Annotated in this window: 30 protein-coding genes, 2 pseudogenes and 1 other annotated feature; of the genes and pseudogenes, 1 reads left to right on the top strand and 31 read right to left on the bottom strand. The window is 40.7% G+C overall.

Annotated elements, in window-relative coordinates; genetic code table 11:
- From ciaR to HMPREF9965_RS03870, 28 genes and pseudogenes are all read right to left on the bottom strand, one after another.
- Positions 1-675 carry a two-component system response regulator CiaR gene (gene ciaR, locus HMPREF9965_RS04005; protein WP_000590630.1) on the bottom strand — a complete coding sequence of 225 codons (675 nt, stop codon included), beginning with the start codon at positions 673-675 and terminating at the stop codon, positions 1-3.
- 109 nt (positions 676-784) lie between these two features.
- Positions 785-3,331 (bottom strand): M1 family metallopeptidase, encoded by a 2,547-nt coding sequence (locus HMPREF9965_RS04000; protein WP_001149132.1) that lies wholly within the window; start codon positions 3,329-3,331, stop codon positions 785-787.
- Positions 3,332-3,453: 122 nt separating this feature from the next.
- Positions 3,454-3,894, bottom strand: a complete 441-nt coding sequence (locus HMPREF9965_RS03995; RefSeq protein ID WP_000188808.1) for an ASCH domain-containing protein — start codon at positions 3,892-3,894, stop codon at positions 3,454-3,456.
- Positions 3,854-4,738, bottom strand: a complete 885-nt coding sequence (locus HMPREF9965_RS03990; RefSeq protein WP_000795801.1) for a putative PEP-binding protein — start codon at positions 4,736-4,738, stop codon at positions 3,854-3,856. The genes HMPREF9965_RS03995 and HMPREF9965_RS03990 overlap by 41 nt, the downstream gene beginning before the upstream one ends.
- Positions 4,739-4,779: 41 nt before the next feature.
- On the bottom strand, positions 4,780-5,508 hold the full coding sequence (locus HMPREF9965_RS03985; protein WP_000418696.1) for a GNAT family N-acetyltransferase: 729 nt from the start codon (positions 5,506-5,508) through the stop codon (positions 4,780-4,782).
- Complete coding sequence (locus HMPREF9965_RS03980) at positions 5,508-5,996, bottom strand: NUDIX hydrolase (RefSeq protein ID WP_000403177.1); 489 nt, start codon at positions 5,994-5,996, stop codon at positions 5,508-5,510. The genes HMPREF9965_RS03985 and HMPREF9965_RS03980 overlap by 1 nt, the downstream gene beginning before the upstream one ends.
- A gap of 39 nt (positions 5,997-6,035) precedes the next feature.
- The gene (locus tag HMPREF9965_RS03975) at positions 6,036-6,641 is read right to left on the bottom strand and encodes a DUF6707 family protein (protein WP_000766554.1); all 606 of its coding nucleotides are present in this window, start codon (positions 6,639-6,641) and stop codon (positions 6,036-6,038) included.
- A 61-nt stretch (positions 6,642-6,702) separates the two neighbouring features.
- A complete protein-coding gene (locus tag HMPREF9965_RS03970) occupies positions 6,703-7,074 on the bottom strand; it encodes an Imm51 family immunity protein (RefSeq protein WP_000568346.1) in 372 nt (123 codons plus the stop codon).
- 241 nt (positions 7,075-7,315) lie between these two features.
- Positions 7,316-7,471, bottom strand: coding sequence for a hypothetical protein (locus HMPREF9965_RS13305; protein ID WP_004243103.1), 156 nt, complete (start codon positions 7,469-7,471; stop codon positions 7,316-7,318).
- A gap of 17 nt (positions 7,472-7,488) precedes the next feature.
- Entirely contained in the window at positions 7,489-7,911 is a 423-nt protein-coding gene (locus HMPREF9965_RS03965) for an SMI1/KNR4 family protein (protein WP_000942653.1), read from the bottom strand.
- Positions 7,912-7,928: 17 nt separating this feature from the next.
- Entirely contained in the window at positions 7,929-8,264 is a 336-nt protein-coding gene (locus HMPREF9965_RS03960) for a hypothetical protein (RefSeq protein WP_000434268.1), read from the bottom strand.
- Positions 8,265-8,306: 42 nt separating this feature from the next.
- Entirely contained in the window at positions 8,307-9,005 is a 699-nt protein-coding gene (locus HMPREF9965_RS03955; protein WP_000198464.1) for a 3-oxoacyl-ACP reductase, read from the bottom strand.
- Positions 8,998-9,234: a DUF2829 domain-containing protein gene (locus HMPREF9965_RS03950; protein WP_000141913.1), complete on the bottom strand. Its 237-nt coding sequence runs from the start codon at positions 9,232-9,234 to the stop codon at positions 8,998-9,000. Before HMPREF9965_RS03950 ends, HMPREF9965_RS03955 begins: the two co-directional genes overlap by 8 nt.
- Before the next feature lie 96 nt (positions 9,235-9,330).
- Positions 9,331-10,257 (bottom strand): aldo/keto reductase, encoded by a 927-nt coding sequence (locus tag HMPREF9965_RS03945; RefSeq protein WP_001269450.1) that lies wholly within the window; start codon positions 10,255-10,257, stop codon positions 9,331-9,333.
- A gap of 112 nt (positions 10,258-10,369) precedes the next feature.
- Positions 10,370-11,213 (bottom strand): annotated as a pseudogene (locus HMPREF9965_RS03940) (DNA/RNA non-specific endonuclease); the annotation flags it as partial.
- A 171-nt stretch (positions 11,214-11,384) separates the two neighbouring features.
- A pseudogene (locus HMPREF9965_RS03935) lies at positions 11,385-13,408 on the bottom strand (glucosaminidase domain-containing protein).
- Positions 13,409-13,539: 131 nt separating this feature from the next.
- Complete coding sequence (locus tag HMPREF9965_RS03925; protein WP_080566864.1) at positions 13,540-14,526, bottom strand: dihydroorotate dehydrogenase; 987 nt, start codon at positions 14,524-14,526, stop codon at positions 13,540-13,542.
- On the bottom strand, positions 14,489-15,289 hold the full coding sequence (locus tag HMPREF9965_RS03920; RefSeq protein ID WP_001070108.1) for a dihydroorotate dehydrogenase electron transfer subunit: 801 nt from the start codon (positions 15,287-15,289) through the stop codon (positions 14,489-14,491). Before HMPREF9965_RS03920 ends, HMPREF9965_RS03925 begins: the two co-directional genes overlap by 38 nt.
- A 246-nt stretch (positions 15,290-15,535) precedes the next feature.
- Positions 15,536-15,916 carry a VOC family protein gene (locus HMPREF9965_RS03915; RefSeq protein WP_000157158.1) on the bottom strand — a complete coding sequence of 127 codons (381 nt, stop codon included), beginning with the start codon at positions 15,914-15,916 and terminating at the stop codon, positions 15,536-15,538.
- A gap of 58 nt (positions 15,917-15,974) precedes the next feature.
- The gene (gene rplT / locus HMPREF9965_RS03910) at positions 15,975-16,334 is read right to left on the bottom strand and encodes a 50S ribosomal protein L20 (RefSeq protein WP_000124835.1); all 360 of its coding nucleotides are present in this window, start codon (positions 16,332-16,334) and stop codon (positions 15,975-15,977) included.
- A 51-nt stretch (positions 16,335-16,385) separates the two neighbouring features.
- A complete protein-coding gene (gene rpmI / locus HMPREF9965_RS03905) occupies positions 16,386-16,586 on the bottom strand; it encodes a 50S ribosomal protein L35 (RefSeq protein WP_001125942.1) in 201 nt (66 codons plus the stop codon).
- Positions 16,587-16,618: 32 nt separating this feature from the next.
- Positions 16,619-17,149, bottom strand: coding sequence for a translation initiation factor IF-3 (infC, locus tag HMPREF9965_RS03900; protein WP_000848184.1), 531 nt, complete (start codon positions 17,147-17,149; stop codon positions 16,619-16,621).
- Positions 17,150-17,164: 15 nt separating this feature from the next.
- Positions 17,165-17,296 (bottom strand) — a sequence feature (ribosomal protein L20 leader region).
- A gap of 154 nt (positions 17,297-17,450) precedes the next feature.
- Complete coding sequence (locus tag HMPREF9965_RS03895; protein WP_000652061.1) at positions 17,451-18,635, bottom strand: hypothetical protein; 1,185 nt, start codon at positions 18,633-18,635, stop codon at positions 17,451-17,453.
- Positions 18,632-19,225, bottom strand: coding sequence for an ABC transporter ATP-binding protein (locus HMPREF9965_RS03890; RefSeq protein ID WP_000631884.1), 594 nt, complete (start codon positions 19,223-19,225; stop codon positions 18,632-18,634). Before HMPREF9965_RS03890 ends, HMPREF9965_RS03895 begins: the two co-directional genes overlap by 4 nt.
- A gap of 32 nt (positions 19,226-19,257) precedes the next feature.
- A complete protein-coding gene (locus HMPREF9965_RS03885; RefSeq protein ID WP_050542304.1) occupies positions 19,258-19,446 on the bottom strand; it encodes a hypothetical protein in 189 nt (62 codons plus the stop codon).
- A 185-nt stretch (positions 19,447-19,631) separates the two neighbouring features.
- Positions 19,632-21,872 carry a DNA internalization-related competence protein ComEC/Rec2 gene (locus HMPREF9965_RS03880; RefSeq protein ID WP_000942454.1) on the bottom strand — a complete coding sequence of 747 codons (2,241 nt, stop codon included), beginning with the start codon at positions 21,870-21,872 and terminating at the stop codon, positions 19,632-19,634.
- The gene (locus HMPREF9965_RS03875) at positions 21,856-22,506 is read right to left on the bottom strand and encodes a helix-hairpin-helix domain-containing protein (RefSeq protein ID WP_000387316.1); all 651 of its coding nucleotides are present in this window, start codon (positions 22,504-22,506) and stop codon (positions 21,856-21,858) included. The genes HMPREF9965_RS03880 and HMPREF9965_RS03875 overlap by 17 nt, the downstream gene beginning before the upstream one ends.
- Before the next feature lie 66 nt (positions 22,507-22,572).
- The gene (locus HMPREF9965_RS03870; protein ID WP_000443756.1) at positions 22,573-23,142 is read right to left on the bottom strand and encodes a GNAT family N-acetyltransferase; all 570 of its coding nucleotides are present in this window, start codon (positions 23,140-23,142) and stop codon (positions 22,573-22,575) included.
- A gap of 179 nt (positions 23,143-23,321) precedes the next feature.
- Here HMPREF9965_RS03870 and ald point away from each other — a divergent pair, with 179 nt between their 5' ends.
- On the top strand, positions 23,322-24,434 hold the full coding sequence (ald, locus tag HMPREF9965_RS03865) for an alanine dehydrogenase (RefSeq protein WP_000904687.1): 1,113 nt from the start codon (positions 23,322-23,324) through the stop codon (positions 24,432-24,434).
- A 53-nt stretch (positions 24,435-24,487) separates the two neighbouring features.
- Here the strand turns inward: ald and HMPREF9965_RS03860 are convergent, their stop codons facing one another.
- The 3 genes from HMPREF9965_RS03860 to HMPREF9965_RS03850 all read right to left on the bottom strand — a co-directional run bounded on the left by HMPREF9965_RS03860 (position 24,488) and on the right by HMPREF9965_RS03850 (position 26,373).
- The gene (locus HMPREF9965_RS03860) at positions 24,488-25,474 is read right to left on the bottom strand and encodes a PhoH family protein (protein WP_000658169.1); all 987 of its coding nucleotides are present in this window, start codon (positions 25,472-25,474) and stop codon (positions 24,488-24,490) included.
- An 80-nt stretch (positions 25,475-25,554) separates the two neighbouring features.
- Positions 25,555-25,770, bottom strand: coding sequence for a YozE family protein (locus tag HMPREF9965_RS03855; protein WP_001232084.1), 216 nt, complete (start codon positions 25,768-25,770; stop codon positions 25,555-25,557).
- Positions 25,771-25,815: 45 nt separating this feature from the next.
- Positions 25,816-26,373 carry a GrpB family protein gene (locus HMPREF9965_RS03850; RefSeq protein WP_025170812.1) on the bottom strand — a complete coding sequence of 186 codons (558 nt, stop codon included), beginning with the start codon at positions 26,371-26,373 and terminating at the stop codon, positions 25,816-25,818.
- Positions 26,374-26,378 lie beyond the last annotated feature (5 nt).

Genomic DNA, 26,378 nt, shown 5'->3' with positions numbered 1-26,378 from the left:
TTATTGAACATCTTTTAAAATATACCCGACACTACGCAAGGTTTGAAGATTTTCAGCAAAGGCTGTTCCCTTCAATTTCTTACGAACTTTTGAGACATAGACTTCTACAACGGAAATAGTCGTATCGCTATCAAATCCCCATAGGCGGTCAAAAATTTGCGTCTTGGGAAGAATGACATTTTGATTTTGAAGGAAGTAAACCAATAACTCAAACTCTTTTCCGAGCAATTCAACAGGAGTATCTTCCACTTTTACTTCATTCGTTGAAAGGTTGACGACAATATCTCCATAGGTCAGGGTGTTTTCATTAAACTTACCTGAACGTTTGAGAAGGGCTTGGATCCGCATTTTGAGTTCTTCTAGGTAGAAAGGCTTGGTCAGATAATCATCTGCTCCCAACTCAAAACCATGTCCCTTGTCATCCAAACTCTCTTTGGCAGTCATGATAAGGACTGGTGTCGTAATTCCTTTTTCGCGCAACTCTTTCAAGACTTGGAAGCCATTTTTTTCAGGCAACATCAGGTCAAGCAAAATCAAGTCATAGACGCCACTTTCAGCTTCGTAGAGACCTTCTTCTCCATCAAAGACCTGCATGACATCTGCAAAATCATCTAAAAAGTCAAATACTGAGTTTGACAGACCTAGGTCATCTTCTACTAATAAGATTTTTATCATCAGAAACTCCTCCTTGTTATGATTATTATACCAAAATTGCCTTAAAAAAAACTCAACTCTCTCTTGTTTTCAGATAGAAAGTTGAGTTTTTGTTTACATTTTGAACGAATTAAGCTTTGGCATATTGGGCTACAACAGCTTCGACTGCTGCTTTCTCACGCTTGATCAAGTCAACACGCGCTGCGATATCCTTGATTCCCATACTAATGTTACGGCTAAGCGCTAGGTCAGAGAGTTGTGGTTCAAAGAATTCCTTGTACTCTGCCAAGCGTTTCTCAGTCTTAAATACATGGGCAGGTAGGATAACAAAGCTATCAAAGCTCATATCCCCACCAAGAGCTGCCTTGATCCAAGCCCAGTTTTCACGCGCCCAAACCCAAACAGTTTCTTGAGTTGTTTGATGATCTAGGAACTGGTAATACCAAGCAGACAAGTCTTGTGGTTTCACCACAAATTTATCCTTCCATGAGCCAATTAAGGTTTGGATATTTTCTGCATCTATGCTGTATGCTAGAGCAGCTGCCAACTGACGTTTGAAGACAGCATCTGTGGCATGAGTGTAGAGGTCCAGATAAGTTGCGACCAAGTCCTTGGTCTCATGGTGTTTCATCTCATTGATGAGAACTTGAGCACGGATGGCTGCTGGAAGTCCTGCAAGATTTTCCTTGTGAGCTGCAAATATTTGGCTAGCGACTTGACTAGCTTCTGCATCATTGGAGCGAATCATCATGGAAATGGTCAACTGACGAACCAATTCATCTTCATCTGATTCACCATCTTTAGCTTCAAAACCAAGACGGTCATAATTGTGGCGAGCCAATTTAGCAACCAGACGGTTAAAGGATTTCTCAGTTTCTGTTCCTTCATCGATAAAGCGCTCAAGGGCTGCAATCACTTGAGAAACTGCTGAAACGACAAGGTAAGACTCTTCATTAGCAAGTTTATCAAGCACAGGTAGCAAGTCAGCATAAGAAATGTGACCTGCCTCAGCAAGCAAACGACGTTCTTGAACGATTTGTAATTTGCTTGTGTTATCAAGTGTCTCTAACTCAGCAAGAACAGCTTCTAACAAGTCTCCTTGATAGTCGGTAATGTAGTGGGCCGTATTTTCTGTGTTGAGACGAAGAGCTCCGTCATTTTCAGCAAGAAGAGCGGCGTAGCCAGGGATTTCGATACTTTCAGTTTCGAGTGTATCTGGTAGGCCTTTCCAGTTGCTGTTGAGTGGCACAACCCAGAGTCGGTTCTTGTCTTCGTGCTCACCGATAAAGAATTGTTTTTGTGAAATCTTCAAGACATCATTTTCAACTTTGACAGTGAGAACTGGGTAACCAGGTTGTTCCAACCAAGAATCCATGAAGGCCGCCACATCACGTCCTGACGCTTGTCCAAGGGCATTCCAAAGGTCACGACCAATGGTATTTCCATACTGGTGTTTTTCAAAGTAGGCATGCAAACCTTTAGCGAAATCAGCATCACCTAGCCAACGACGAAGCATATGCATGAGACGGCTTCCTTTGGCATAGACGATAGCTCCGTCAAAGAGGGTATTGATTTCATCTGGGTGTTTAACTTCGACGTGGACAGACTGAACGCCATCAGTCGCATCACGTTTAAGTGCTCCCGGCACACCACCTGTTTGGAAGTCTTCAAAGATATTCCAACTTGGCTCGATGGCATCCACACAGACGTATTCCATCATGTTGGCAAAGCTTTCATTGAGCCAGAGGTCATCCCACCATTTCATCGTTACGAGGTTACCAAACCATTGGTGAGCAAGCTCGTGGGCAATGACAAGGGCTACCTGTTGACGACTGGCAAAGGTAGAGTTCTCATCCACAACCAAGTATACTTCACGGTAAGTTACCAGACCCCAGTTTTCCATAGCACCCGCTGAGAAGTCAGGAAGGGCGATATGGAGCGATTGAGGGATTGGGTATTTAACTCCGTAGTAATCTTCGTAAAACTCAATCGAGCGAACAGCGATGTCCAATGAGAAATCAAGATTAGATAGTGGGTGGGCTTTGGTAGAGTAGACACCTACGAGGGTACCGTTTTTCGTTTTAGCCGTTACCCCTTGCAAATCACCAGCAACAAAAGCCAACAAGTAGGAAGACATGCGAGGTGTCGTTTCAAACTTCCAGATACCTGTTTCCTTGCGGTTTTCAACGTCAATCTCAGGCATGTTTGACAAGGCCACTTCACCTTCTGTTTGGTCAAAACGAAGAGCGAGGTCAAAGGTTGCTTTGGCTTCTGGCTCGTCCACGCATGGGAAGGCTTCACGCGCAAAATGGCTCTCGAACTGAGTAGACAAGACTTCCTTCTTCACTCCATCAACAGTGTAGTAAGAGGGGTAAATCCCTGTCATGTTGTCTGTGATTTTTCCTGAAAAAGCGATAACCAATTCAACTCGACCTGCCTCAACCAGTTCGATATGAAGGGCTTCGTTTTCATGGTCAACTGTAAATGGACGAGCTTGACCCGCGACTTCTACAGAAGCGATTTTCAAGTCTTTTTGGTGAAGGGAAATACGATCATTTTTCGCTTGACCAGTGATGGTCACCTTCCCAGAAAAGGTCTTGGTCTCACGACTCAAGTCTAAAAATAAATCATAGTGTTCAGGAACAAATTGCGTAATAAAATGTTCAACTGCTTGCATAGTTTTCTCCTATTCTAAGTTTAAGAGCTGCTGCTCTTCTTCAAACAAACTTATTATATCATGTTTTGCTTAAGAAAAAAGGATTGGACGGTGATTTCCAAAACTTTCTTCCTTCTATCTGTCTACAGAGGGTAGACCTTGCGAAACTCTTCCAAAACGACCTTGCTGTCAGGCGTAAAAGTTAGTCCTGCCTCTCTCAGCCAGTCAGCGAAACAGTCCTCATGAACCTGACGCCAATAGGCTAGGGATTTGTCACCTTCCCCTTCCTTAAAGGCATGGTCAGCAGAAACTTGATGAAAGGGCTGAACGGAAACCTTTGTAATTTCGACAATGCAGACAGCCTGATTTTGACTATCTAAAATGACGTCAAAGGTCCCTTTTTGCGGAAGGGGTTCATCCTCTATTGCGTAGAGGTCGTAGGCTGAGGCGGTTGCCGTCTTTTCGCCTTTTAAAACTAGTTCTGCCAAGAGGTCTGGCTCTACTCCAAAAGCCCAGGCATCTATCTCATCTCCGATAGAAGGGTTAATTTTCTTGTAGGCATTCCACATTTCTTGCGGTGTCATAGGTTGCTCCTTTGTAATTTTTTACTTTTTCTTTTATGTGTTTGAGATGGTCTGGATGGTTAATCTCTAAATTAAAAATCTCTGGAATAGAACTGTAGTGGATAATACACTTGATACCCATCTGATTCATTTTTTGTATGAAAGAAGCATTCAGATAGCCTGCTACAGCAAAGTCAATCTTTTTCATCCTTGCTTTTTCCTGCATCTGTCTTAGCATATCTAACATTATTGAACTTTCCATATCATGCCATTGACTGTTTCTCACAGTCGCAAAAACAAAAGAAGTCAAATCATTCATTCCAACTACAATCTTTGAAATGCCCGTTTTCATTATTCTGTCCAAGTCAAAATAAGCTGAAGGTAATTCAATCATTGTGCCGACTTTCCCAGTAAAACCATGCTGACGTAATACTGTAATAGCTTGTTTTAATTGGTCGGCATCATTGACAAAAGGAAAAATAACAGACAGATTGGGATTTGTTTGATAAACTTCTGTAACGACATGTGCTTCAGCCTGAAATTCATCAGGACACGCCAGCAAGCGCCTAGTTCCTCTATAACCAAACAAGGGATGATTTTCATCAAAATGCTCTTTAGTCCCCTCTAAACAATTAGCTTCTGTATTTGTTAACTCTGAAAAACGATACCAAACCTCTTCATCTGAGTACAAGGAGCAAATGGTATCTAGATAATCTTTTACAAATTGCTGACAACTTGGTAACAGGATGTTTTGATTGAGCTCTCTCAGTAAGTATTCTCCACGAATCATACCAACATGAGGCAATAATTGAGGGTAAACTTTTTCAACAATTTTTTCGCCACTAAGGGCTAGCTGGTTTTTCATAGCCATTCACCTCGTCTTAAAAGATACAATATCAGATATCATTATATGAAACTTTCTTCCAGTTCAAAAGCTTCATAAGGTTCAACTAACTCATATCCTAAAAATTCTGCTACTTTTTTGGAAGCCTCGTTATGAGCATCCCAGAGAGGAAACATATCTCTATTTAAACTCTCTAGAATCATTGCAGCACCAAGCTTTTTAGCAAATCCTTTTCCTTGTTCGTTTGGTCTAGTTGCAACTTCCACTTCAACTGCTCCACGGTAAACTAACCCTGAGGAAATCCCAGCAATCAGTTCATTATTTTTAAGAACCACAAAGCCAAATCCACCTTTTAAAGCAAAATCCTGATAGGACTTAAAATCGCCCTGTAAATCTTGTGACCATTCTTCCTCAGAAAAGCAGTTATAAATATGATTATCAATAGGCACAATATTGTAACCTTCCTCTAACTGACTAACTAGATCATTTAGAAATTCAACTTGAAAATTTGCCCTATCTTTAAAAGAATAGCGAGTAAAAGAAATTAGCCCCGCTTTCCGATGCAGAAAATCTTGCCAATTAGTATTTTCTGAAATAATAATCTTATAATCTAAACCATATTTCCTAACAAAATCTTCCCAAAATCTGGAACTCAACTCCCCTGCTAAGTATAGAAAATTCCCAACATCATAAAAGCTTGTTGTCCTATCCCTGTTTCGGTAGACAGTTCCGATTTGAGATTTAAGACCATAGAGAACCATATTTTTCTTCCATGTTTTAAATAATTCCATTATCCCCCCTTCTTCACCTTCCAATTTCTATAACTTGTCATATCTAATTCTGGAAATCCTAGTAACTCTGCCTTAACCTGCAACACTAAAGGAGAAGCATTATCGGCAGTAATTTCTTCCAAATTCAACCAAAGTGCATTTGCTGAATCATTACTTCCATCAAGAACCTCCTGAGAAATTGAATTTTGAGAGTGTTCAAAATCAAGTACTATATCATAAAAGGCCATGATATGGTGTACTGCGAAGTCTTGCTCATCTTCTTGAACCAGCACATCATAAATCCTAGGATTAGCGTAACCCTTTAGCTTATATCCTGTCTCTTCCAAAACTTCTCTCTTAAGGGTTTCTGTCAGCCCTTCACCTACTTCCTGGCTACCACCAGGTAGATCATAACGATGTTGATAAGGGCCTCTCGTTTTCTCAATGCAAAGCAATTTCCCATTCTCATAGCAAACGCCATAGACACCAAAGTGATGTTTGATTTCCATTTTCTACTCTTTCTAAAAGTTCAAGATTGCTAGCTCACCTTATCCTTTAAAAGGAAAGAGGCTATAAGTTTCATGCTCCTTGATATACTTCTTTAATATCTTCATGTTCTCTTCGATTTTTGTCTGGATATCTGTCTCTTCACAAGTTGACTCAGCAATAAAAAGGTGAATCTTCAATAAATCTGTCAGGTACAGCAGACGGCGTCCCATTTCTGATTCAGGACTTGAAGCTTGCTCGATTTTTGCAAGCTTTTGTTCCAAAGTATCACCATTCAAAAATCTCTGATGTACTCTCCTTCTTATTTTTCTAGTTGATTTCTCCCCAGAATCTAGTGGACTTAAAAGGAGATTTTGATAGATGGATACCTGATTTTCCGTCTGCTTTTCCATATAGGCCAACAAGACTATCGAACTCTCAACAAAGGTCCAACTATTATAATCTCCTTCAAAGGGAATTTGTAGCAAAATATCTAACAACTTTTTAGCTAGTTCTTTTTGACCATCTAGATAGAGTAAATAAGCAAGGTGATTAAGAGACTCAAGATAGGAACAGTTGGTCTTCTTGTACTTTTTTAATATTTTTTCTACATAGGGTTTTAAATCAGAATGATTTTCCACTAGCTCAAATACTTCTATCAGCTTCATCTTAACTCCTTTGTGTTTTTTCCCTAGTCAAATATCTAGTAGTTAAAGCTTTTCTAATCAGCTAATCTAACTCTGCTCGACTAAACAAGTCTATCATAGACTCAGAATCGTCGCAAAACTCCTTAAAACCTAAAGCAAATGTTGCTAAGGCATCAATATTGGAAGAATAGGCACAAAACATACTTCCTTCTGGATCAAAGTCAATAGATTCGCTTAATTCAGGCATTTTTTCCTCTAAAAATATCAAAGCAAGAGATGCCCAATCGTATCCATTTCCTTCGAATCCCTCATCTTCCCGAGTGTCGAATACTTCCTGTCTGTATTCTCCATCAGGATAATAAATGAGCGACCCTCGAACACTTTGTGTCTCTTCATCATGGACTAAAAATTTAAAAGGTGAAATTTTTTTATTTACCATTTTGTAATCTATCATTTCTTGACTCCTTACTGTATTCGCTTATGTTTAATAGAACTATGCAAATCCAGCTTAGTTACTGGGCAAAGGGAATAAAAGTATCATGTTGATTATAATAAATTAAGGCATCGACCAAGTATTCAGGGCTTGCATCTGGCTTTTCATCCAATGCACTAGAAGGACATCTATCAGATGCTCACCATAATATACCAGATTAAGATTTCTCTCTACTACTTCCACAGGGTAGACATCTTTATCATCAACTACAACTGGATAATCCGACACCAAAATAAAGGCTATCGAGAGTCAAATTCCCTTCATCATTGCCATAGAGGCAAAAGTCATCTTGAGTACATTGTTCTAACTTAACTTGCTCTAAAATATCTGCTAGTGAAAAGAATTGGTGTTTACGCATGATTGCTCCTTTTATTTCTACTCACCTTCCACAAAACTAGTCAGAAAAGCCTCAAATGAAAGCCATTGACCAAAAATCTCAGCTCTTTCTTCTAAAACATAGTAGTAAACCTTGCCATAATCTTCTTCCCTTAGAGACAGAGCATAGTTTCCAGACCCAGGATCATAGGCAAAATGAAGGAGGTCTTTAGCCTGAAATCCAGCAGGAACAACCTCATCGTCAAACCAGTTGAGGGCCTTCTCCATCTCCTCTAATGAATAAAAAGCATTGAAAGGAAAGAGATGTTTGTCATCATGAACACCAGACACACAAGATTGACCACCATTGTACTTGAGATAAAAGTTTAACATGGCTTCCGGCAATTTCTTTCCAAGCTTCTCCTCAAATTGTAAAAGTTCTTCTCTTGTAATTGGCTCATTCGCATCTGTTGCTCTCAGCATAATTATCCCTCCGGTTTTTACAATCTTTCTTCTAAGACCTTGTCAATAAAGTCATAGACAGTTGCAGCAACTTTTTGCATTTCTAAAGAGTCCAAAGCACCCAAATCATTTTCATAAATGCAATCATCAGCATTTTTCTTGATAAAGTAGGCCAAATCTCCCTCTTGACCAATCATAAAGAAGTCTGGTTCATCTACTTCTATCTGATAGGTCTCATTACGCTCTAAGAGATCCTCCTTAGCATATAAACAGATACCTGAGTCACCAATCTCATAAGGATCCACTTCGTCCCATTCCAATAAAAACTGATGGTAGAAACTTGGAAACTCAAATCCAAATATATCTTGTTCCATCTTTAACCTCCAATAGTGAACAATGCAAACTGTACCAAAGCATCACTTCAAACTCCAGCCACCATCCACTGTCAGGATTTGTCCTTGCATGGCAGATGCCTGACCGCTAGCCAAGAAAAGGCTAACTTGAGCAATCTCACTTGGTTCAATCCAGCGCTTGATGGGTGTTTCACTAGCTACCCAGTCTGCCAAGCCTCCTGGTTCAAAGTCGGAAGCGGTCATAGTTGTCTTAACAGCTCCTGGAGCGATCCCAAAGACCTGAATTCCAGCTTCAGCATAGTCTAGAGCCAACTGCTTGGTAAAGCCAGCTAAGGCGTGCTTAGACGAGGTATAGGCGTGACCACCTCCGCCAGCTAGACTAGAAGCAACGGAGCACATATTGATGATGATCCCTTTTTTACTTTCCAGCATTTGTGTCAAATAATGTCGAGTTAGCTCAACAGGAGTTATGTAGTTGATTTCAAAAATCTCTTGAATTTCCTGAGCTGTTTGCTCCAAAAGTGGTTTGTAATAATCCAATACACCGGCCGTATTACACAAAACATCCACCTGAGGGCACCAGTCAAAAATCGGCTCCAAGTCCAAGGTCAAATCTCTCTGTAAAAAGTGGAAATCACCCTGTAAAAGTGGATTTTCGCCTTGGTCAACTCCATAAACTTGATAGCCACTCTCTAAAAAGAGGCGAGCTTGAGCCAAACCGATCCCTGAACTCACTCCCGTAATCAATACACGTCTAGTCATGCACTTCTACCCAATCCGTCGCCAAAACATCACAAGGTGTCGGGCTCCACATGGAAAAACCTTCCCCTTCTCCAGACACGTTGATTAGGAAATAGGGCGTCACTTCAAGTGCAACCCCGTTTTGCTCGATGGTGTCAAAAAGCTGCACATAGTTTTCAGCCCCTCCCCAACCAGTTCGTACATATTTTTTCTTAGCCTTTAATCCAGGCAGGATTTCTTCAAATGTCATGATGTTCTCCTTTAATTCTATATTCTTCATTTAATTATAACAAAAAACCGTTTTCCAACGGCTTTTTGACTGTGATTTATTTAAATCTGCTTCTACTTACGGCAAATTATTCCCTGCTGCAAGATAAATTTCATACCATTCTTTTCTTGTTAAGCTAAAGTTTGCCGCTTGGCTAACTTCTCTCAAATGCTTAGGATTTGTTGTACCTACGACTGCCTGCATTTTTGCTGGATAACGCAATATCCAAGAAATGGCAATAGTTGAAGGGGTTACTCCATATTTAAAAGCTAGACGATCAAGTACTTGATTCAAAGCTTGAAATTTCTCATTACCAACAAAGTTCCCTTTAAAATACCCGAATTGTAAGACAGACCATGCTTGAATGACCACATCGTGTAATTTGCAATATTCAAAAACGCTGCCATCTCGCATAGTTGCTTGACTATATTCCATATTAACATGAAAACCTGATTCGAATCCTGGAGTAAAAGCCGCACTCAATTGTAGCTGATTAACAGCTAACGGCTGCTTGACATCTTTTTTAAGCAACTCCATCATCATAGGATTTTGATTAGAAACTCCAAAATCTCGGACCTTACCTTGTTTATAAAGAAGATCAAAGGCTTCTGCTACTTGGTCAGATTCCATCAAAGCATCTGGTCGATGAAGAAGCAAGCTATCTAGATGATCAATCTTCAATCTTTGCAAAATTCCGTCAACTGATTTTATAATATAGTCCTTAGAAAAATCAAAATAGGTAAATTCTTCAATGCGAATGCCACATTTGGACTGAATCCACATCTTTTCTCTTAAATCTGGACGATTTTTTAGGACAATACCTAACAGTTCTTCACAACGACCACGACCATAAATATCAGCCAAGTCAAAAGCATTGATTCCAACAGAAAGTGCTGTTTCTACAAGCTCTTCAACTTCTTTTACAGACTTATCTTTTATTCTCATCATTCCGAGAACAATTTCTGATAATTCTTTGTCATCTTGACCAAGAGTTATGTATCTCATCAAATTTTTCTCCTTTAATTCTACATTCTTAATTTAATTATAACAAAAAACCGTTTTCCAACGTTTTTTTGACTGTATATCTACTAAATTCTTACTACCACTGCAATCCGGCTTCTCTGATTTCTTTCTTTTCAGCGGCTTCTTTTTCTTCAGCCTCTTTCTTGGCTTTTTCCTCAGCTTCCTTCTTAGCTTTTTCTTCTTTGTTTTCGACTGTATTTTTAGCTGTACCGTCCAAGTAATTGATTTCCGCATTAGCTGAAACATTGTCTAAAACGACATGCGTCACTGAATACTGATCAACCTTTTCTTTACTACCACCCACCTTGATTTCCAAGAGTTTGCCTTTTTCATCTATTCCCACATACTGCAACTCAATCTGTCTCGGGATCAATTCGTCCTTTTGATAGATTGGGGTCACCTTGTAGTCAAGATAGTAGTTCGGATGATTGGCCAACCAAGAGTCCAATCGATTCTCATAGTAAAGCATACTTTCTTGATTAGTATTATCTGTACCATAATAAGTTCCAGCATTTAGCCAATTAGTCATAGGAACCAAGTTTTTCTTTTCATCATTCAATCCACTAAATTGATACCCTATCAAATGCCCTTGACTCATCAGCCAAGCTTCTTTTTTACCATCACCATAAAAGAATTTATAGTTGTGCCATCCAACTGGATCATAAGTCAACTTAGACTCTCTCTTCTGGCTCATCGCTGTCCTTAAGTTGAATATGAGCACCCGTTGCGCGTGATTTAGAATCCAATTCCCCAAGTTCTAGTTGCTTCTCATTTTTAAAAGGCAAGAGTCCAGCTTCTTTAAACAACTTTTCATCGAACTTGACTTGCTTCTGCTCGACTTTTTCTTCTGGAACCTTTGATTCTACCTTATGTACAGAACACGCAACTAGTGTTGTGATCGAAAACAAGGCAATTGAGAAGGATAGTAGCTTTTTCATAAAAATCTTCTTTATTTTTATATAGTGATTAGATTAATATCTCCTCTTTCATTCTACTATCATTTTGTTAATTATTCAAGACTAAAGAGACTGTTATTATACTATTATTCCTCCAATGTTCAAAACAAAAACGATAACCACTTTTCAGTAGTTACCGTTGAGTTCTTTTGATTAGTCTTTCCCACCAAGTTTGCTGTTGATGGTCATCATGATGCTGGCAATTTTCTCTCCCCAGTATGGGTCAGAAGCATAGAGAACATTCATTCCTGTCGCTTTGTTTCCAAGGTGGTCTCTGCCATAGTCAATGTAATTTTCACGAATCCACTTAGCCGCACCGAGAATCCCCTTGTCCACATCATCAAATTTTTTGGCTGAGGCATATGGGCTCGAATCATAAGCCGCAATTCCAAAGAAGTTATTCTTATCCTTGGCAATCTGGCTCCGTCCCCAAGCACTCTCAAGTGCACTATGAGCCATTAAATAAAGAGCATTCACACCATATCGTTCCTCAGCTTCCTTAAAAATAGCACCCTTACCAGCGAGGCGACTATCCCTAATATTCATCAAAGAATAAACTTTATTCAATTCAGCTGCGCTGTAATTACTTGGTTTAGTCAAATTTCTAAAGAGGAAGGGGTTTTCAATGGTAAAGCCATCAAAATGAATTCCATCAGTTGAATAATATTTCTTACCAATAGTCATAGCTGAGCTATGTGGCGCAACACGGAGACTTACATAAGGTGATAACTCATGGTAAAAATACTTGCCATCACTTGTATAATGAGGGACAAATTCACTATCTTTATCAATAGCTTCTAAATCACTTTTATTCATGAAGCCAGATAAACCAGAAACATTGACTGGTATTTGACTATCTTTTTTAGATTGGACATCTCCAAGTGAGACGATAGTTCCTTTGGATACATAACTCAATCTTTCACCAGAAGCGCTATAAACATAAGCAATAATCGGTTTTACTTTGTAATATTTTGCCTCTGAGATCCACTTCCCATTATTCTGGAAGGAATACTCTTTACCTTTGATCGTAAAAGTACCCGTTACATATCGACCATCATCTTTTAGATAGTACCAAGCATCGTAATCTTTGTCAAAAATCCATTCATTTTTGGCCATATAGCCACCAGATTTAAGGTAGTATGATCCAATCCATTCACGGGAAGCGTAGGCCCCACCTGACTTCAAGTAGAACCAGCTATTGTAGGATTTATCAAAAATCCACTCTTTTTCCGCCATAGCGCCACTATCTTTCAGATAGTAGTCACTTTTCCACTGGCTACTTGCCATCACTCCATCGCTATTAAAGTAGTACCATGTTCCTTTGATTTTTTCCCATTTATTGCGGGAAATCTTGCCTGAAGCTGTGGCATAGTACCACTTGTCAGATATTTTCACCCAATCATTTTCTGCCATGGCACCACTACCTTGGAAGAGATAGTCATTATAGATGGTGCGACTAAGCATGACACCATCCTTATCAAAGTAATACCAAGAACCTTCAATCTTTTCCCATTTGTCGCGAGAAATCTTGCCTGAAGCTGTGGCATAGTACCACTTGTCAGATATTTTCACCCAATCATTTTCTGCCATGGCACCACTACCTTGGAAGAGATAGTCATTATAGATGGTGCGACTAAGCATGACACCATCTTTATCAAAGTAATACCAGCTACCTTCAATCTTTTCCCATTTGTCGCGAGAAATCTTGCCTGAAGCTGTGGCATAGTACCACTTGTCAGATATTTTCACCCAATCGTTTTCCGCCATGGCACCGTTACCTTTGACAAGGTAATCATCAACTATGCTATTACTGAGCATAATACCGTTTTTGTCAAAGTAATACCAAGTGCCACTAATTTTTTTCCAGTTTACGACAGGCTGGTTATTTTCATAAAAACGCCAGTTTCCTTGTTCTTTCTGCCAACCTTCCTTGATAACTTCCTCTTTTTTTCCTTTTTGGATGAGTCATCTTTAGAAGGATTTTCCTCTTTTACAGCTGGCTCTTTCTTCGCCTCGACTTTAGGAACTTCTTTCTTGGGAGCAACTTCTTCTTTTTTCTCGACTACATCTGTGGTCTGAGTTTTTTTCGTAACCTGAGATTCTTCAGCATATACAGATGTCTTTGCAAATCCTGCCATAGAAAGAACGACAGTACTTGCAAGTAGTATCTTCTTCATTTTATTCTCCTCAGTAGAAAACTATCTACACTATTACTAGTTTATAAAACCTATTGTAACATAGTTAACTAACGGAAATATTACAAATTGATGAAGATTCTATGTCTTGTTGACGATAAGAAAGGTCTAGCCTATCTCAGATTCGCTTTGACTTCCTGACGGAGAGCTTCCAAACTGCTAATGCCATATTTGTCCATGACTTTTGGCAGATTTTCGATGATGTCAGGACAGGCATATGGATTGGTAAAGTTGGCTGTTCCAACTCCGATGGCAGAGGCACCAGCCAGATACATTTCTAAAGCAGCTTCAGCCGAATCCACTCCCCCCATTCCGATGATGGGAAGGTCGGTTGTTTGGGCGACTTGGCGAATGAGTTTGAGGGCTACTGGAAAGACTGCTGGACCTGACATTCCACCTGTTCCATTGGCTAGGATTGGTTTTCTAGTTTTGAGGTCAAAGCGCATACCGACAAGGGTATTGATCATGGTTAAGCCACTTGCTCCTGCATCTTCTGCGGCTTTGGCAATGGTGACAACATCCGTTACACTAGGAGTTAGCTTGACATAAACTGGCACATCAGAGGCTTCCACAGCTGCCTTTACCACTTCATAAGCCAAGTCAGGATCTTGCCCAATCAAAAGTCCATGATTGCCGTGATCCACATTCGGACAAGAGATATTGAGCTCGATAGCTTTTACATTAGTTGCCTTGGAAATTCCTCGAGAAACGGTAGCGTACTCTTGTTTTGAAAAGCCAGCTACATTTGCGATGATAGGAAGTGTTGGGTATTCTCTTTCCAGCCAAGGCAATTTCTCAGCTAAAACAGCTTCTAAACCAGGATTCTGCAAGCCGATTGCATTGAGCATACCAGCAGGTGTCTCTGCAACCCTGGGAGTTGGATTGCCAAAACGCGGTTCAAGGGTCGTCGCCTTGATCATAATAGATCCTAAAAGGTCTAAATCATAGTACTTGGCATACTCTTGGCCAAAACCAAAACAGCCTGATGCTGGTATGATGGGATTTTTCAAGTCCAAACCCGGTAGAGAAACTTGTAAGCGATTTGTAGTCATGACTTTCTCCTTATAACACAACTGTTCCTGTACGGAAAACAGGGCCATCTTCACAGACACGTTGACTGACTGTCTCACTTTCTGGCACTTTTAGAACGCAGGCATAGCAGGCCCCCATCCCGCAAGCCATACGAGATTCTAGAGATAGATAGGCTCTTGGGTGGTCAGAAAACCTTTGATTGATGTACTTCATCATTCCTGGAGCTCCACATGAGTAAACAGCATCAAATTGACTGTCTAAGTCATTAATGACGACTGACACATTTCCCTTGATACCATATGAACCATCATCTGTCGTTACAAAGACCTGACCATATTGGGCCAATTCCTTTTCGAGGATGACAGCATCCTTATTAGCAAAACCGAGGACTGTCACTAGTTTCACCCTACGCGCATGCAATTCCTTGGCTACCTCAAGCAAGGGTGGAACACCAATCCCACCACCAACGAGGAGAACTTGGCTCTGGTCGTCAAGGTCAGACAAGTCAAAACCATTTCCCTGAGGTCCCATCACATCAAGACTATCACCCTGACTTAAGGTTGAAAAAATAGCGGTTCCAGCACCTTCAATCCGATAAATGAGGCGACACTGCTTCTTAGCCTTGTCAATAGACGAAATTGAAATTGGACGACGCAAGAGATGGGCATCATCAGGCACGCGAAGATGGAGAAATTGGCCTGCTCGCATGGCTTCAACCATCTCCCCTTCTAGGACTAATTCAAAGATTGCTGGCGCGATTTCCTCCTGTGCGACCACCTTCATGCTTTCCAAACGAATCGCACCCATACGCTTCTTACATGTGGGATTCATGATTTTCCTCCTTAAATTTTAAGGGGACCAGATAAAGAAAAGACCTTGCTATTGCAAGGTCTCAGTCGAGATAGGACAGAACTCATGGACACACCTAAAAAGTCTCCACAGAGAATCCCCTATTCCTTTTATCTGACACCTTGTGAGTCTCTCTGGACTCCCCTTAAAGGTTAAATTTGTATTAGTATACTCTTTCAAAGTAAAAAAGTCAAGTAGAAAACGAACATTCTACTTGACTGTACTGGATTATTTTTCACGAATCACTTCGACCTTGTAGCCATCAGGATCCTTGACAAAGTAATAGTTTGGTGGGTTACCTGGTAGGCCTTTGGGCTCTGTAACCTCATAGCCTTTAGCGCTATGTTCTTGATGTAGGTCCTCAAGGTCAGGTGTACTGAGGGCAATATGGGCGAAACCATCTCCTACCACGTAGGGACCGTGATCATAGTTATAAGTCAACTCCAACTCATAGTCATCCCCCTCAAGTCCTAGATAGACAATGGTGAAAGCATGATCTGGAAAATCTCTGCGACGCAATTCTTTAAAACCAAAAGCATCTTGATAGAATGCGATTGATTTTTCAAGGTTTTCTACTCGCAAGCAAGTGTGTAGCATTTTTGAAGCCATAGCTTTCTCCTTTATTTCTAAAAAGACTGGGACAATCCTGTTCCAGTCTTAAAAGTAATTATTTACCAAGTTTTACTTTAGCTGCATCTGCAAGAGCTGTGAAAGCTGCTGCATCGTTAACAGCCAAGTCAGCAAGCATTTTACGGTTAACTTCGATTTCAGCCAATTTCAAACCATGCATCAATTGTGAGTATGAAAGTCCGTTCATACGAGCTGCCGCATTGATACGAGTGATCCACAATTTGCGGAAGTCACGTTTTTTCTGACGACGGTCACGGTATGCATAGTAGTAAGAGTTCATTACTTGTTCTTTTGCAGTACGGAACAAGATGTGTTTAGCTCCATAGTAACCTTTTGCTAATTTAAGAATACGTTTACGACGTTTGCGTGATACAACGCCACCTTTAACACGTGCCATGTTTTATTTCCTCCAAATATTTCCTAGAATTGTTTACTTACTATTAGGCTATTATTTCAAGCGAGTAAGCATTGCTTTGATACGTTTGAAATCTCCTGAATGCACCATAGATGCTTTACGAAGATGACGACGTTGTTTCTTAGTTTTTCCGTGGAAACGGTGAGAAGTGTAAGCACGGAAACGTTTAAGTCCACCAGAACCTGTACGTTTGAAACGTTTAGCTGATGCGCGGTGTGTTTTTTGTTTTGGCATGATTTTTTCTCCTTTATTTAACTTTCTGACAATTATTTTTTGTCAGTTGCTGGCGCCAACTGCATGAACATTTGGCGTCCATCCATCTTAGCTCGTTGTTCGATGATCGCAATATCTTGTGTTGCTTCAGCAAACTCGGCTAAAACTTTTGCACCAATCTCTTTATGGGTAATCATACGACCCTTAAAGCGAATAGATACCTTAACTTTATTTCCTTTTTCAAGGAATTTACGTGCATTGCGAAGTTTTGTGTCAAAGTCTCCCTTGTCAATAGTTGGACTCAGACGAACTTCTTTCACAGTAACAACACTTTGTTTTTTACGTTGTTCTTTTTGCTTTTTCTGGTACTCAAATTTGAACTTACCGTAGTCCATAATTTTAGCAACAGGCGGTTTTGCTTGGGGTTGAATCAATACTAAGTCAACATTTGCACTATCAGCCAATGCTTGCGCTTCGCTGAGTGGCTTAATGCCTAGCTGTTCTCCCTCAAGACCGATCAAGCGAACTTCACGTACACGAATTTCATCATTGATGAATAAGTCTTGCTTTGCTATGGTTTTCACCTCTTTTTTATTATTAGAGAAAAACAAGAGCGGACTCGTAATGATACAAGCCCGCACGTTATGATAGCGTTTCTTAGAAACTTTTCATCCGTAGGGCCAGGCAACTTGATGTCACAAGGCGAGAAGCTCTCACTTCTGCTTTTCTCAACTTTTATATGATACCAAGTTTTCTATCCCTTGTCAAGATAAAAAGTCGTTTTTTCAAAAAACTTTCTGTTTTCTTCTTGATGACATCAAAAAGAGAGAACCTAGTTGGTTCCCTCCCTGTGTTAGTTTTTTCCTCACCTTCCGTATAGGAATACTAAGACCTATTAAAAACTTCCTTTTTACGTGAACTTCCCCATCTTTCGATAAATAGAATCCCAACTAACAAAAGGATAATCAGGCAAGGAAGTAAGACCATCCCCATGCTCCAATTCAGATTGACATTATCAATCTGCTTAGGTAGTCTGCCAGATAAAATCTCCACTGAACGCAAGTATGTAAAGGGAATCAGATGTGCAATACTCTGAAGAGGCTGGATCGTTTGGATACCAAACAACAAGCCAACAATCCCAATGAGTGAAAGAAAGAGGACAGGCATTTTTTGCTTGAAAAAGTAAGCAATCAAGTAGACGACTTCCACAATGACGATAAAGGCTAAGAAAGTTAAGAGCAAGCTAGGAAATAACACATCTTGTATCTTTCCAATAGTTACTTCTTGATTCGTTAAGCTATAGAACGGGTAGGGATAATCTAACTGTCCAAAACCACTTATCAGACTTCCTGCTAGAAAAGAAAAGCCACAGATTCCGATAAACAGCACGGTTACATAGCTCATCCCAACTCCAAGAGAGGACATGGCAAATGTCACTTTTGAAAAAGGATATAACTGAGCTGTATCAAGATTATTTTGATATCTTTCTGCAAACAGTTGTGTTAGCATAAAAATAATAGCAATCACAAACAAGCTTGGGATGATAGCCTCTAAAATCCAGACAATCTGATCAATCCCGTGGGTAGGAAACTCCAAAGTATGTGCTTTTATGTTCAAGGGATACAGGGCTTGGTAAATCTTCCGTTGGCGGTCAACCCCCATTTTTAATTCAGAGCTAGAAGTCGGGTCATTTGATACAAATTCATAATTCTTCTCTTCATCTTGCCACTGCAAATAGTAGGCTTCTTTCCAGCGCCCTTCTTTTAATAAAGTCAGAATTTCTTTCTTTCGCGTCAAAAGATTTTTTTGCAAGTCTAAATCACTTTTAGCAGTCTGGTATTCCTCCGAGCTGGTGTCAGACATTTGGGAGAGTTTCTCTTCATTTTCATTGATAGCTCTCTCGTTGGCTGCAATACGAGTTTCCAACCTGCTCTCCAAGCTGTGTGAGTTTGCAGTCTGACTATTTAAATAAAAGGTAACACCGAGTACAGATGCAAATAAAGCTAAGATAATCCAGTTTAAACGACTTTTGAAAACTTTCTTTAACAAAAATAGGCTAATATCTTTCATAACGGAACCTCTTCTATCTGCCCCTGATGAATGGTTACCATGCTATCGCAAATCTCCACTAACTCCTCTTTGTAGTGGGAACTCAAAAGAACCATCTGTTCTTGTCTATTGATTTGTGCCAGTCTATCAAAAAACTTCTGTCGATAATACTCGTCTAAGCCATTTGTAATCTCATCCATGAGCCAGCATTTCGCCTGACTGAGAAAATACATAGCAATCACCAAGCGTTGCTTCATCCCTAAGGAATACTTGCGGATGGGAAGACTGATATAGTCAGCCATTTCCCAGTAGGCGATTTCATCCCTCAAGTTTAGGTCTGACTTCCAGATGTTTTTTATGAGACGAAGGTAGTCCATCCCACTTAAGTTTCCATCCAGCCATTCAACGCTCTCATAATAAAACAAAGAAGGAGGAACTGCGATGTGTCCACTACTAAGGGGAAGCAACTTGCTCATAGCTCGGAATAGTGTCGTCTTTCCCGAGCCATTGATAGCAAGAAGGCCATAAATCCTACCCTTTTTAAAGGTAAAATCCGCATCTTGCAAGATGACTTGTCGCGTTTTTAAGGTAACATGAGTAAGAGTTATCATATCCAGCCCTCCTTCTTCTAAACGTTTAACTATTAATATCCGTAAGTATAGTAGTTTATGACCTCATAACGATCGTAATTCCAGCCAGTACCAACTTTATATTCATCGTAGCTGTCATAACGAGACCATGACGGGATAGAAATGTATTGATGGTTGTGATAGTTGGTACTATACTTCCAAACAGTATTCCAATCATACCGATAACTTTTAGTGACTGTCACAGCAGATACACTGAACTGAAAAAGACCAATAGAGTATAAACTAGCTAAGAAAGCGACTTTTGCTGATTTTTCATGGTTTTCATTGCATTTATATCATTAGTATTGAAGACGCTTTCATTATATCGTTTTTCTCACTATGATGCAACAGATTTTAGTTTATTTTACTAATATATAACACTTTCTTCCTAACGAACACTTTCGATTTGCCAACTATTCCATCCTTTAAAGCGAATAGCTCCGTCCTGGTCAGTTCGGTAAATCTTACTCTTGATGGTCTCTAGTCGAATCAAGGTTTCCTGATGGGGGAGTTTCGCACGATTGTTCTTTCCAACTGAGATGAGAGAAAGCTCTGGGTTGAGTTTTTCTAGGAAAACTGGATTTGATGATGCTTTAGAACCATGTTGACCGACTTTCAAGACATCCACCTCGAAGTTAGGGTATTGCTTTAAAAGTTCCTTCTCTCCCTTCTCTTTCAAGTTTCCAGTGAAGAGAAAGTGCTTATCCAGAAGTTTTCCATAAAGAAGGAGAGAATCCTCATTACCTCCATCTCCAATCTTCCTTGGAGATAGGACTTCTAAGTAACCGCCAAAAATCGGCAAGTTCTCCCCTGCTGCCACACTGCGCACCTTGGTTTGAGTCGCTTGTAGTTCCGCTACAAATTCCTGCTGTGTCAAACTTCCTTTTGATACTAAAATCTCCCCTACATGGAAAGCCTTGGTCACCTCCAGTAAATCTCCAACATGCTCCTTCTCTGTGTTGGTCAAAATCAGCTGGTCAATCTTGTCTACTCCGCGACTTTTAAGATAGGGAATCAAGGTCCTCTGGGCATTGCTGGTCGTCGCCTTTTTTTGCCAGTACTCGATTTTCTTATCAGGCTCTGCCTTTCCTCCCACATCTATGAGAATGGTTTTACCAGTTACATCCCGTAGGAAAATACTTTCACCTTGCCCAACGTCCAGCATGGTAATTTCATTTTCAAGTGGATGCTTGGTCAGGAAAAAGAGCCCCACGATAAGGAGGCTTAATCCTGCTACCCTTTTGATGTTTTTCCTAAAATCATAAACTAAAGCCAAGGAAATTAACAATAAGATTAAAAGCCATGCATTGGGTTGTCCAAAGACCAGGGGCCTACTTGCCAGCTGCGATACCAAGCGAATGATGTTCTCCAACCACTCAAAGATAAGGTTAAACTGAGTGACTGGGTAAACAAAAGAGAGAATAAATAAGATGGACAAAAGCGGTAAGAATACCACATCAAACAGAAAGGAAAAGACAAAGGTCAAAAGAATTGACCAAGGTTGAAATTCTGCAAAATAGAAGGATAAAATGGGCAATATTCCTAAAGAAATGACCAGACTTTCTCTGGCAACAGCCTTGAGCCCCTCGCCTTCTTTACTTGTCATGGTCAAGATAAAGGCGTAGGCACAGGACAAGACCCCTCCTGCTGTCAGGAAAAAATTGGGCATGATGATAAAGAGGACAAGCACCGTCAAGGCAAAATTGTCCAAGCCCTTGTAGCCATGTTGGGCCAGTAACTTTTGCAAGAGACTGCGAATGACCGAAGCTGAGAATCCTGTCAGACCTGCATAGATAAGGGAAAAAGGATAAGTCAGCCACTTCAACTTTTCTTGGCTCAAGCCCAATCGCAAAAGGAGCTTCTTAAACCCATCCATAAAAAATCCTACCTGCATACCTGACAAGGCAAAAAGGTGGATAATTCCTAGACTAGAATAGAGCTCATTCATCTCCTCGAAGTCCGTATCCAGATGTCCTAGCAAGAGCCCCGTCATGTAGTTGCGCATAGGATCTGGAAAGTGTGTCTTGATCCAAACAACAGCCTTTCGACGTAAGCTCGACAGGTTTTCACCTATATCCCAACTGCTAACTTTTTTGAGGGACTGGATTCTTTTGATAGTCAAAGTTTGGTAAATCCCCTGAGTTTTCAGATAGGCTTGGTAGTCAAAACCACCAAAATTCCTCTGGCCTTCTGGCTCTGAAAGCTTCCCTTCTAGTTCCAAGTCATGAAGGTCTGTCAAGATCTGGAAATGCTCTTTCTCTTCCTCGGACTGAAGTTTATAGTAAACTTGGAAGGTACGGCCGTCAGCCTTGCCCCGAAAGGACAGACTATCTCCATTGACCTTGATGGTATCTGGTAAAATCCTCACCTTTTCAACATAAGCGACTAAGTCTTGACTCGCTTGTGTCTGTTGCCAAGTTTGAAACAGAAACCAGAAGCCAAAGAAGCCACAAATCGCTAAAACTTTGCCAGCAGATTTCCAAGGAAATTGGAAAAAGAGGCAGACCAGCAAAAAAACAAAACCTAGCAGTGCGAGATAGGACGCTGAGAAAATGGCATAGTAAAGCCAAAGTAACAGAAAAGTCAGATAGATTAGGGGGATAGGGAAACTCTTAGTCCACTGTAACATAGTCTTTTAGCTTTTCTATGGTCTTAGCGCCAATGCCAGAGACTTTCTTTAATTCATCTACCGACTTGAATTTGCCATTCGCCTCACGATGGTCGATAATATCCTGGGCTCGTTTTCCTCCCAATCCTTTGACCTGTTTGAGTTCTTCCAGACTGGCTTTATTGAGGTTGACTTTCTTATCTTTACTTGTCGAAGCAGTCGTTCCAGAACCAGTCTGCTGACTCACTGCTTCTTCTCCCTTACTCGGGACGTAGACCAGAGCCTCGTCACTGACTTTCTGAGCTAGATTGAGCGACTTGCTATCTGCCTCCTCTGTCAATCCACCCGCCTTCTGAACGGCATCATGAATCCGACTCCCTACTGGCAAATCATAAATCCCTGGCGATTTGACAGCACCTTTTACATCTACAGTGATCTGATCTTGTTCCAGAGGCTCTTCCTTTTCCTCCTTCTTCACTTCTTTTTCAGCCGATAAATCTTTTGAAACAGCTGCAACTTCGGTCTGCAAATTTGTTTCTTTCACAGATGTTTGTGTAACTGGCTTTAGCAGGAAAAATCCGCCTACAAGCAAGCCCAGACCTGCACAGATGACAATGATTTTATACTCTTTGATTTTCTCGATAATTGCTTCCATATTTTCTCCTCTCTTAGATTATTCGTAAGAGGAAGAAAAAACAGTCGAAAATTTCTTTTCAACTGCTTATTTATTTGCAAAATAGTCTTCCTTGGTCAAGACATAATGAACTCTTGTAACGATTCGACCTTTTTCATGTTGATCCATACAAGCATATGGTTCTGCATGGGAAAAGCGCATGCCTGATTTCTGCATGACTCTTCCAGATGCAGGATTGTCCTTATCGTGAAGGGCGGTCAACTTATTCATTCCAATCTTCTCAAAAGCCAGCTCAATCACGGCACGATTGGCTTCTGTCGTTAATCCTTGATTCCAATACTTTTTATTGATAATGTAGCCAATAGACGCCTTCTTAAGAACAGGATCAATCTTGTGCAAATCAATGGTTCCAATAAACTGACCATTGCTTTTTAATTCTATTCCCCACCGTCCCAAGGGATTGGCCAAGTATAACTGAGCGATGTTGTTCTTAGTTTCTTCTAAGCTTTGATTGGTTGGAAAAGTGTAGCGTGTATTTTCTCTGTCTGAGGCATACTCAAACATAGCTTCCGCATCATCTAAGGTTACGGGTCGAAGCAATAAACGTTCCGTTTCTATAGATGGATACTGGGCAAATTTCACAAATATTGATTCCATACACACTTCCCCCTATTTACAAGTATTTTCCTACTAGCTTATCAAAAAAAGCTCATCAAAGCAAAAGTTTTTCTTGATTTTCGAAACAGTTTTATATAAAATAAAAACATCACGATAATCGGGTTTCTCTGTGATGTTTGATTTTAAAGACCCGAATTTAGAAAATGGAGTAAACCTATATGTTAATCGGAATTCCAAAAGAAATTAAGAATAATGAAAACCGTGTTGCCCTGACACCTGCTGGTGTCCATAGCTTAGTTGGTCGTGGTCATCGTGTCCTCATCGAGACAAACGCTGGACTCGGTTCAGGCTTTACTGATGCTGACTATCAAAAGCAAGGTGCTGAGATTGTCGCTACTGCTGACGAAGCCTGGGCAGCTGAGTTGGTCGTGAAAGTAAAAGAACCACTAGCTTCTGAATATGGGTACTTGCGCGACGACCTTCTCCTCTTCACCTACTTGCACATGGCCGCTGCTCCAGAATTAGCAGATGCTATGTTAGCAGCAAAAACAACAGGAATTGCCTATGAAACTGTCCGTGACAGCCAAGGACATCTGCCACTCCTCGTTCCTATGAGTGAGGTTGCTGGTCGTATGGCAGTTCAAATCGGAGCTCACTTCCTTACCAAACAAGCTGGCGGTTCTGGTGTTCTACTTGGTGGTGTACCGGGTGTTCCAAAAGGAAAAGTAACCATCATCGGTGGCGGTGTCGTCGGGACACATGCTGCCCGCATCGCCCTTGGACTTGGTGCTCAAGTAACTATTTTAGATATCAGTGCTAAACGACTCTCAGTCTTAGAGGAAGTCTTCGGAAACCAAATCCAAACTCTTATGTCCAATTCATTCAATATCGAAGCAAGTGTGAAAGATGCTGATGTGGTGATTGGTGCAGTTCTCATCCCTGGTGCCAAAGCACCGAAATTGGTGACAGATGAGATGGTCAAACAAATGCGTCCAGGATCTGTCATCGTTGACGTTGCTGTTGACCAAGGTGGTGTTATCGAAACAGCTGACCGTGTGACCACGCATGATGAACCCGTCTATGAAAAACATGGTGTTCTCCACTATGCCGTTGCCAATATCCCTGGTGCGGTTGCCCGTACTTCGACCATTGCCCTGACCAATGTCACCCTTCCTTACATCGAAGCCTTAGCAGGAAAAGGTTTTAAGAAGGCAATCACTGAAGACCAAGGTTTGCGCGAAGGAGTTACAACTTATCAAGGTTACTTGACTAGTCTTCCAGTTGCTCAAGGCCTTGATAAAGATCATACTTCTATCGACGAGCTTGTTTAAAGCTAGACACTCAGTAAAAAAAGAGCAGTTCACATCTGAACTGCTCTTTTTTGCTATTCTGTTTCTTGGCCCTTTTCTTCATTTTTAACTGGAGCTGGTTCATAAGCTCGGATAATCTGAGCGACAACTGGATGACGAACCACATCCTTAGCTGAAAAATGAACAAAGTCGATTTGGTGAATGTTCTTAAGCTTTTCTTGGGCATCAATCAAACCGGACTTGACATTTCGCGGCAGGTCAATCTGACTGATATCTCCATTGACAATCATCTTCGAATTAAAACCTAAACGTGTCAGGAACATCTTCATCTGCATGATGGTCGTATTTTGCGCCTCATCTAGAATGACAAAGGCATCATCCAAGGTCCGTCCACGCATGTAGGCAAGGGGCGCTATTTCGATTATTTCACGCTCCATGAGACGGGTCGTTTGATCTTTCCCCAGAATCTGATACAAGGCATCGTAAACAGGTCGAAGATAAGGATCCACCTTCTCCTTAAGATCACCCGGAAGAAATCCTAGACTTTCTCCTGCTTCCACTGCTGGACGAGTCAGGAGAATCCGCTTGACTTGCCCACGTTTAAGGGCAGTCACTGCCAAGGTCACTGCAAGAAAGGTCTTCCCTGTCCCGGCAGGTCCGATTCCAAAGGTCACATCATGCTGTTTGACACTGTCCACATAAAGTTTTTGACCCAAGGTTTTGACACGGATCGGTTTCCCAGTATTGTCCTTGATAATTTCTTCTTCGTAAAGGGCGACAAACTTGTCGATTTCATCGTTTTTGACCATGCTAATCGCAGTCACCACATCTGGCGTGCCAACGGTCATTCCTCGATTCACCAAGACCATCAAAGCCTGGATAACCTGACGGGCTTCCTCACAGGCAGACTCTTCTCCGATAACCTGGACAATTTCCGTACGGGCATGAATCACCACATCGAGCTCTTCTTCCATCAAACGAAGATGGCGCTCATTGGAACCAAAAAGATGGAACAAGTCATCTGGATGACTCAGTTGAATGTCTATTGAATGTTCCTTCAAATAAAGAACCTCTCTAATCCGTTTATTTCTTTTTATTATAGCAAAGAGAACAATAAAATACTAGCCTTATCTCATTGTCTCTAGTGTTCTAAATACTCTTGCCAGATGGCATCAAAGTCTCCTAAGTTAAAAGAGAAACTGGCATGCTCCTCCAAAAAGCGACTCACCTCATCAAAATCATCTGTATGTTTTGGGAAGGCTGACTCTTCAAAAGCGAGGTCTGCCAAGATAGCTTTGGGACTGTTACTTTTAGGATTGCGCTCGGTCATGAGCCAAGTGTAAAATGATTTTCTCAATTCTTTCTCCTATCAAGACTTTTTTTGATGAAACTTTTCTGATTTTTAAAAATTACTGGACTTAGCCTCTGACACATAGTGGTTTATAAAATCCGTTTTCGCATCTGTATATGCGTCTCGATTGTGTTCAAATTTTTTCCACAAACTGAGTTTTAATTCCTGATACGCTTGGGCGATATCTGGATGCTGGCAGAGATAATCTCTAAAATAAATCTCGTTATGATCTCCCGTCATTCGCAAATGTAAATGAAAAACTTTCTCAGCAAATCCCTGCTCTGTATATCCTTTATTTAGCGAAATCCTGTTAGGACTCTCCGACATCACTAGCCAACCATTCTTCACCAATAAATCCCTAACTCTTGCTAAATCCTCTATTCTACCTACTTCTAACAGAATATCAACGATATTTTTGGCCCAAATATTAGGGATAGCAGTGCTACCGATATGTTCTATTCTTTTAATAACATTTGCACCCAATATTTTTTTCAGATTTGCTTTTTCCGATTCATACCAGTCTTTCCACTCTGATTTGTGCTCTACTAGAAAAATAGGAAAAAGTTGCCAGAGTTCCTCTAAACTCATTTCTTCAAGTTTCTTTATCATGTCTA

Origin of the sequence: Streptococcus mitis bv. 2 str. SK95, assembly GCF_000222705.1 — a bacterium.
Taxonomy (GTDB): Bacteria; Bacillota; Bacilli; order Lactobacillales; family Streptococcaceae; genus Streptococcus; species Streptococcus mitis_AY.
The sequence above is the reverse complement of the archived record's forward strand: the minus strand, read 5'-3'. Positions and strand labels throughout refer to the sequence as shown.

Coding starts and splice junctions, on each gene's coding strand:
- ciaR (WP_000590630.1), bottom strand. CDS start 675: ATGATAAAAATCTTATTAGTAGAAGATGACCTAGGTCTGTCAAACTCA.
- HMPREF9965_RS04000 (WP_001149132.1), bottom strand. CDS start 3,331: ATGCAAGCAGTTGAACATTTTATTACGCAATTTGTTCCTGAACACTAT.
- HMPREF9965_RS03995 (WP_000188808.1), bottom strand. CDS start 3,894: ATGACACCGCAAGAAATGTGGAATGCCTACAAGAAAATTAACCCTTCT.
- HMPREF9965_RS03990 (WP_000795801.1), bottom strand. CDS start 4,738: ATGAAAAACCAGCTAGCCCTTAGTGGCGAAAAAATTGTTGAAAAAGTT.
- HMPREF9965_RS03985 (WP_000418696.1), bottom strand. CDS start 5,508: ATGGAATTATTTAAAACATGGAAGAAAAATATGGTTCTCTATGGTCTT.
- HMPREF9965_RS03980 (WP_000403177.1), bottom strand. CDS start 5,996: ATGGAAATCAAACATCACTTTGGTGTCTATGGCGTTTGCTATGAGAAT.
- HMPREF9965_RS03975 (WP_000766554.1), bottom strand. CDS start 6,641: ATGAAGCTGATAGAAGTATTTGAGCTAGTGGAAAATCATTCTGATTTA.
- HMPREF9965_RS03970 (WP_000568346.1), bottom strand. CDS start 7,074: ATGATAGATTACAAAATGGTAAATAAAAAAATTTCACCTTTTAAATTT.
- HMPREF9965_RS13305 (WP_004243103.1), bottom strand. CDS start 7,471: ATGCGTAAACACCAATTCTTTTCACTAGCAGATATTTTAGAGCAAGTT.
- HMPREF9965_RS03965 (WP_000942653.1), bottom strand. CDS start 7,911: ATGCTGAGAGCAACAGATGCGAATGAGCCAATTACAAGAGAAGAACTT.
- HMPREF9965_RS03960 (WP_000434268.1), bottom strand. CDS start 8,264: ATGGAACAAGATATATTTGGATTTGAGTTTCCAAGTTTCTACCATCAG.
- HMPREF9965_RS03955 (WP_000198464.1), bottom strand. CDS start 9,005: ATGACTAGACGTGTATTGATTACGGGAGTGAGTTCAGGGATCGGTTTG.
- HMPREF9965_RS03950 (WP_000141913.1), bottom strand. CDS start 9,234: ATGACATTTGAAGAAATCCTGCCTGGATTAAAGGCTAAGAAAAAATAT.
- HMPREF9965_RS03945 (WP_001269450.1), bottom strand. CDS start 10,257: ATGAGATACATAACTCTTGGTCAAGATGACAAAGAATTATCAGAAATT.
- HMPREF9965_RS03925 (WP_080566864.1), bottom strand. CDS start 14,526: ATGGCCCTGTTTTCCGTACAGGAACAGTTGTGTTATAAGGAGAAAGTC.
- HMPREF9965_RS03920 (WP_001070108.1), bottom strand. CDS start 15,289: ATGAATCCCACATGTAAGAAGCGTATGGGTGCGATTCGTTTGGAAAGC.
- HMPREF9965_RS03915 (WP_000157158.1), bottom strand. CDS start 15,916: ATGGCTTCAAAAATGCTACACACTTGCTTGCGAGTAGAAAACCTTGAA.
- rplT (WP_000124835.1), bottom strand. CDS start 16,334: ATGGCACGTGTTAAAGGTGGCGTTGTATCACGCAAACGTCGTAAACGT.
- rpmI (WP_001125942.1), bottom strand. CDS start 16,586: ATGCCAAAACAAAAAACACACCGCGCATCAGCTAAACGTTTCAAACGT.
- HMPREF9965_RS03895 (WP_000652061.1), bottom strand. CDS start 18,635: ATGAAAGATATTAGCCTATTTTTGTTAAAGAAAGTTTTCAAAAGTCGT.
- HMPREF9965_RS03890 (WP_000631884.1), bottom strand. CDS start 19,225: ATGATAACTCTTACTCATGTTACCTTAAAAACGCGACAAGTCATCTTG.
- HMPREF9965_RS03880 (WP_000942454.1), bottom strand. CDS start 21,872: ATGTTACAGTGGACTAAGAGTTTCCCTATCCCCCTAATCTATCTGACT.
- HMPREF9965_RS03875 (WP_000387316.1), bottom strand. CDS start 22,506: ATGGAAGCAATTATCGAGAAAATCAAAGAGTATAAAATCATTGTCATC.
- HMPREF9965_RS03870 (WP_000443756.1), bottom strand. CDS start 23,142: ATGGAATCAATATTTGTGAAATTTGCCCAGTATCCATCTATAGAAACG.
- ald (WP_000904687.1), top strand. CDS start 23,322: ATGTTAATCGGAATTCCAAAAGAAATTAAGAATAATGAAAACCGTGTT.
- HMPREF9965_RS03850 (WP_025170812.1), bottom strand. CDS start 26,373: ATGATAAAGAAACTTGAAGAAATGAGTTTAGAGGAACTCTGGCAACTT.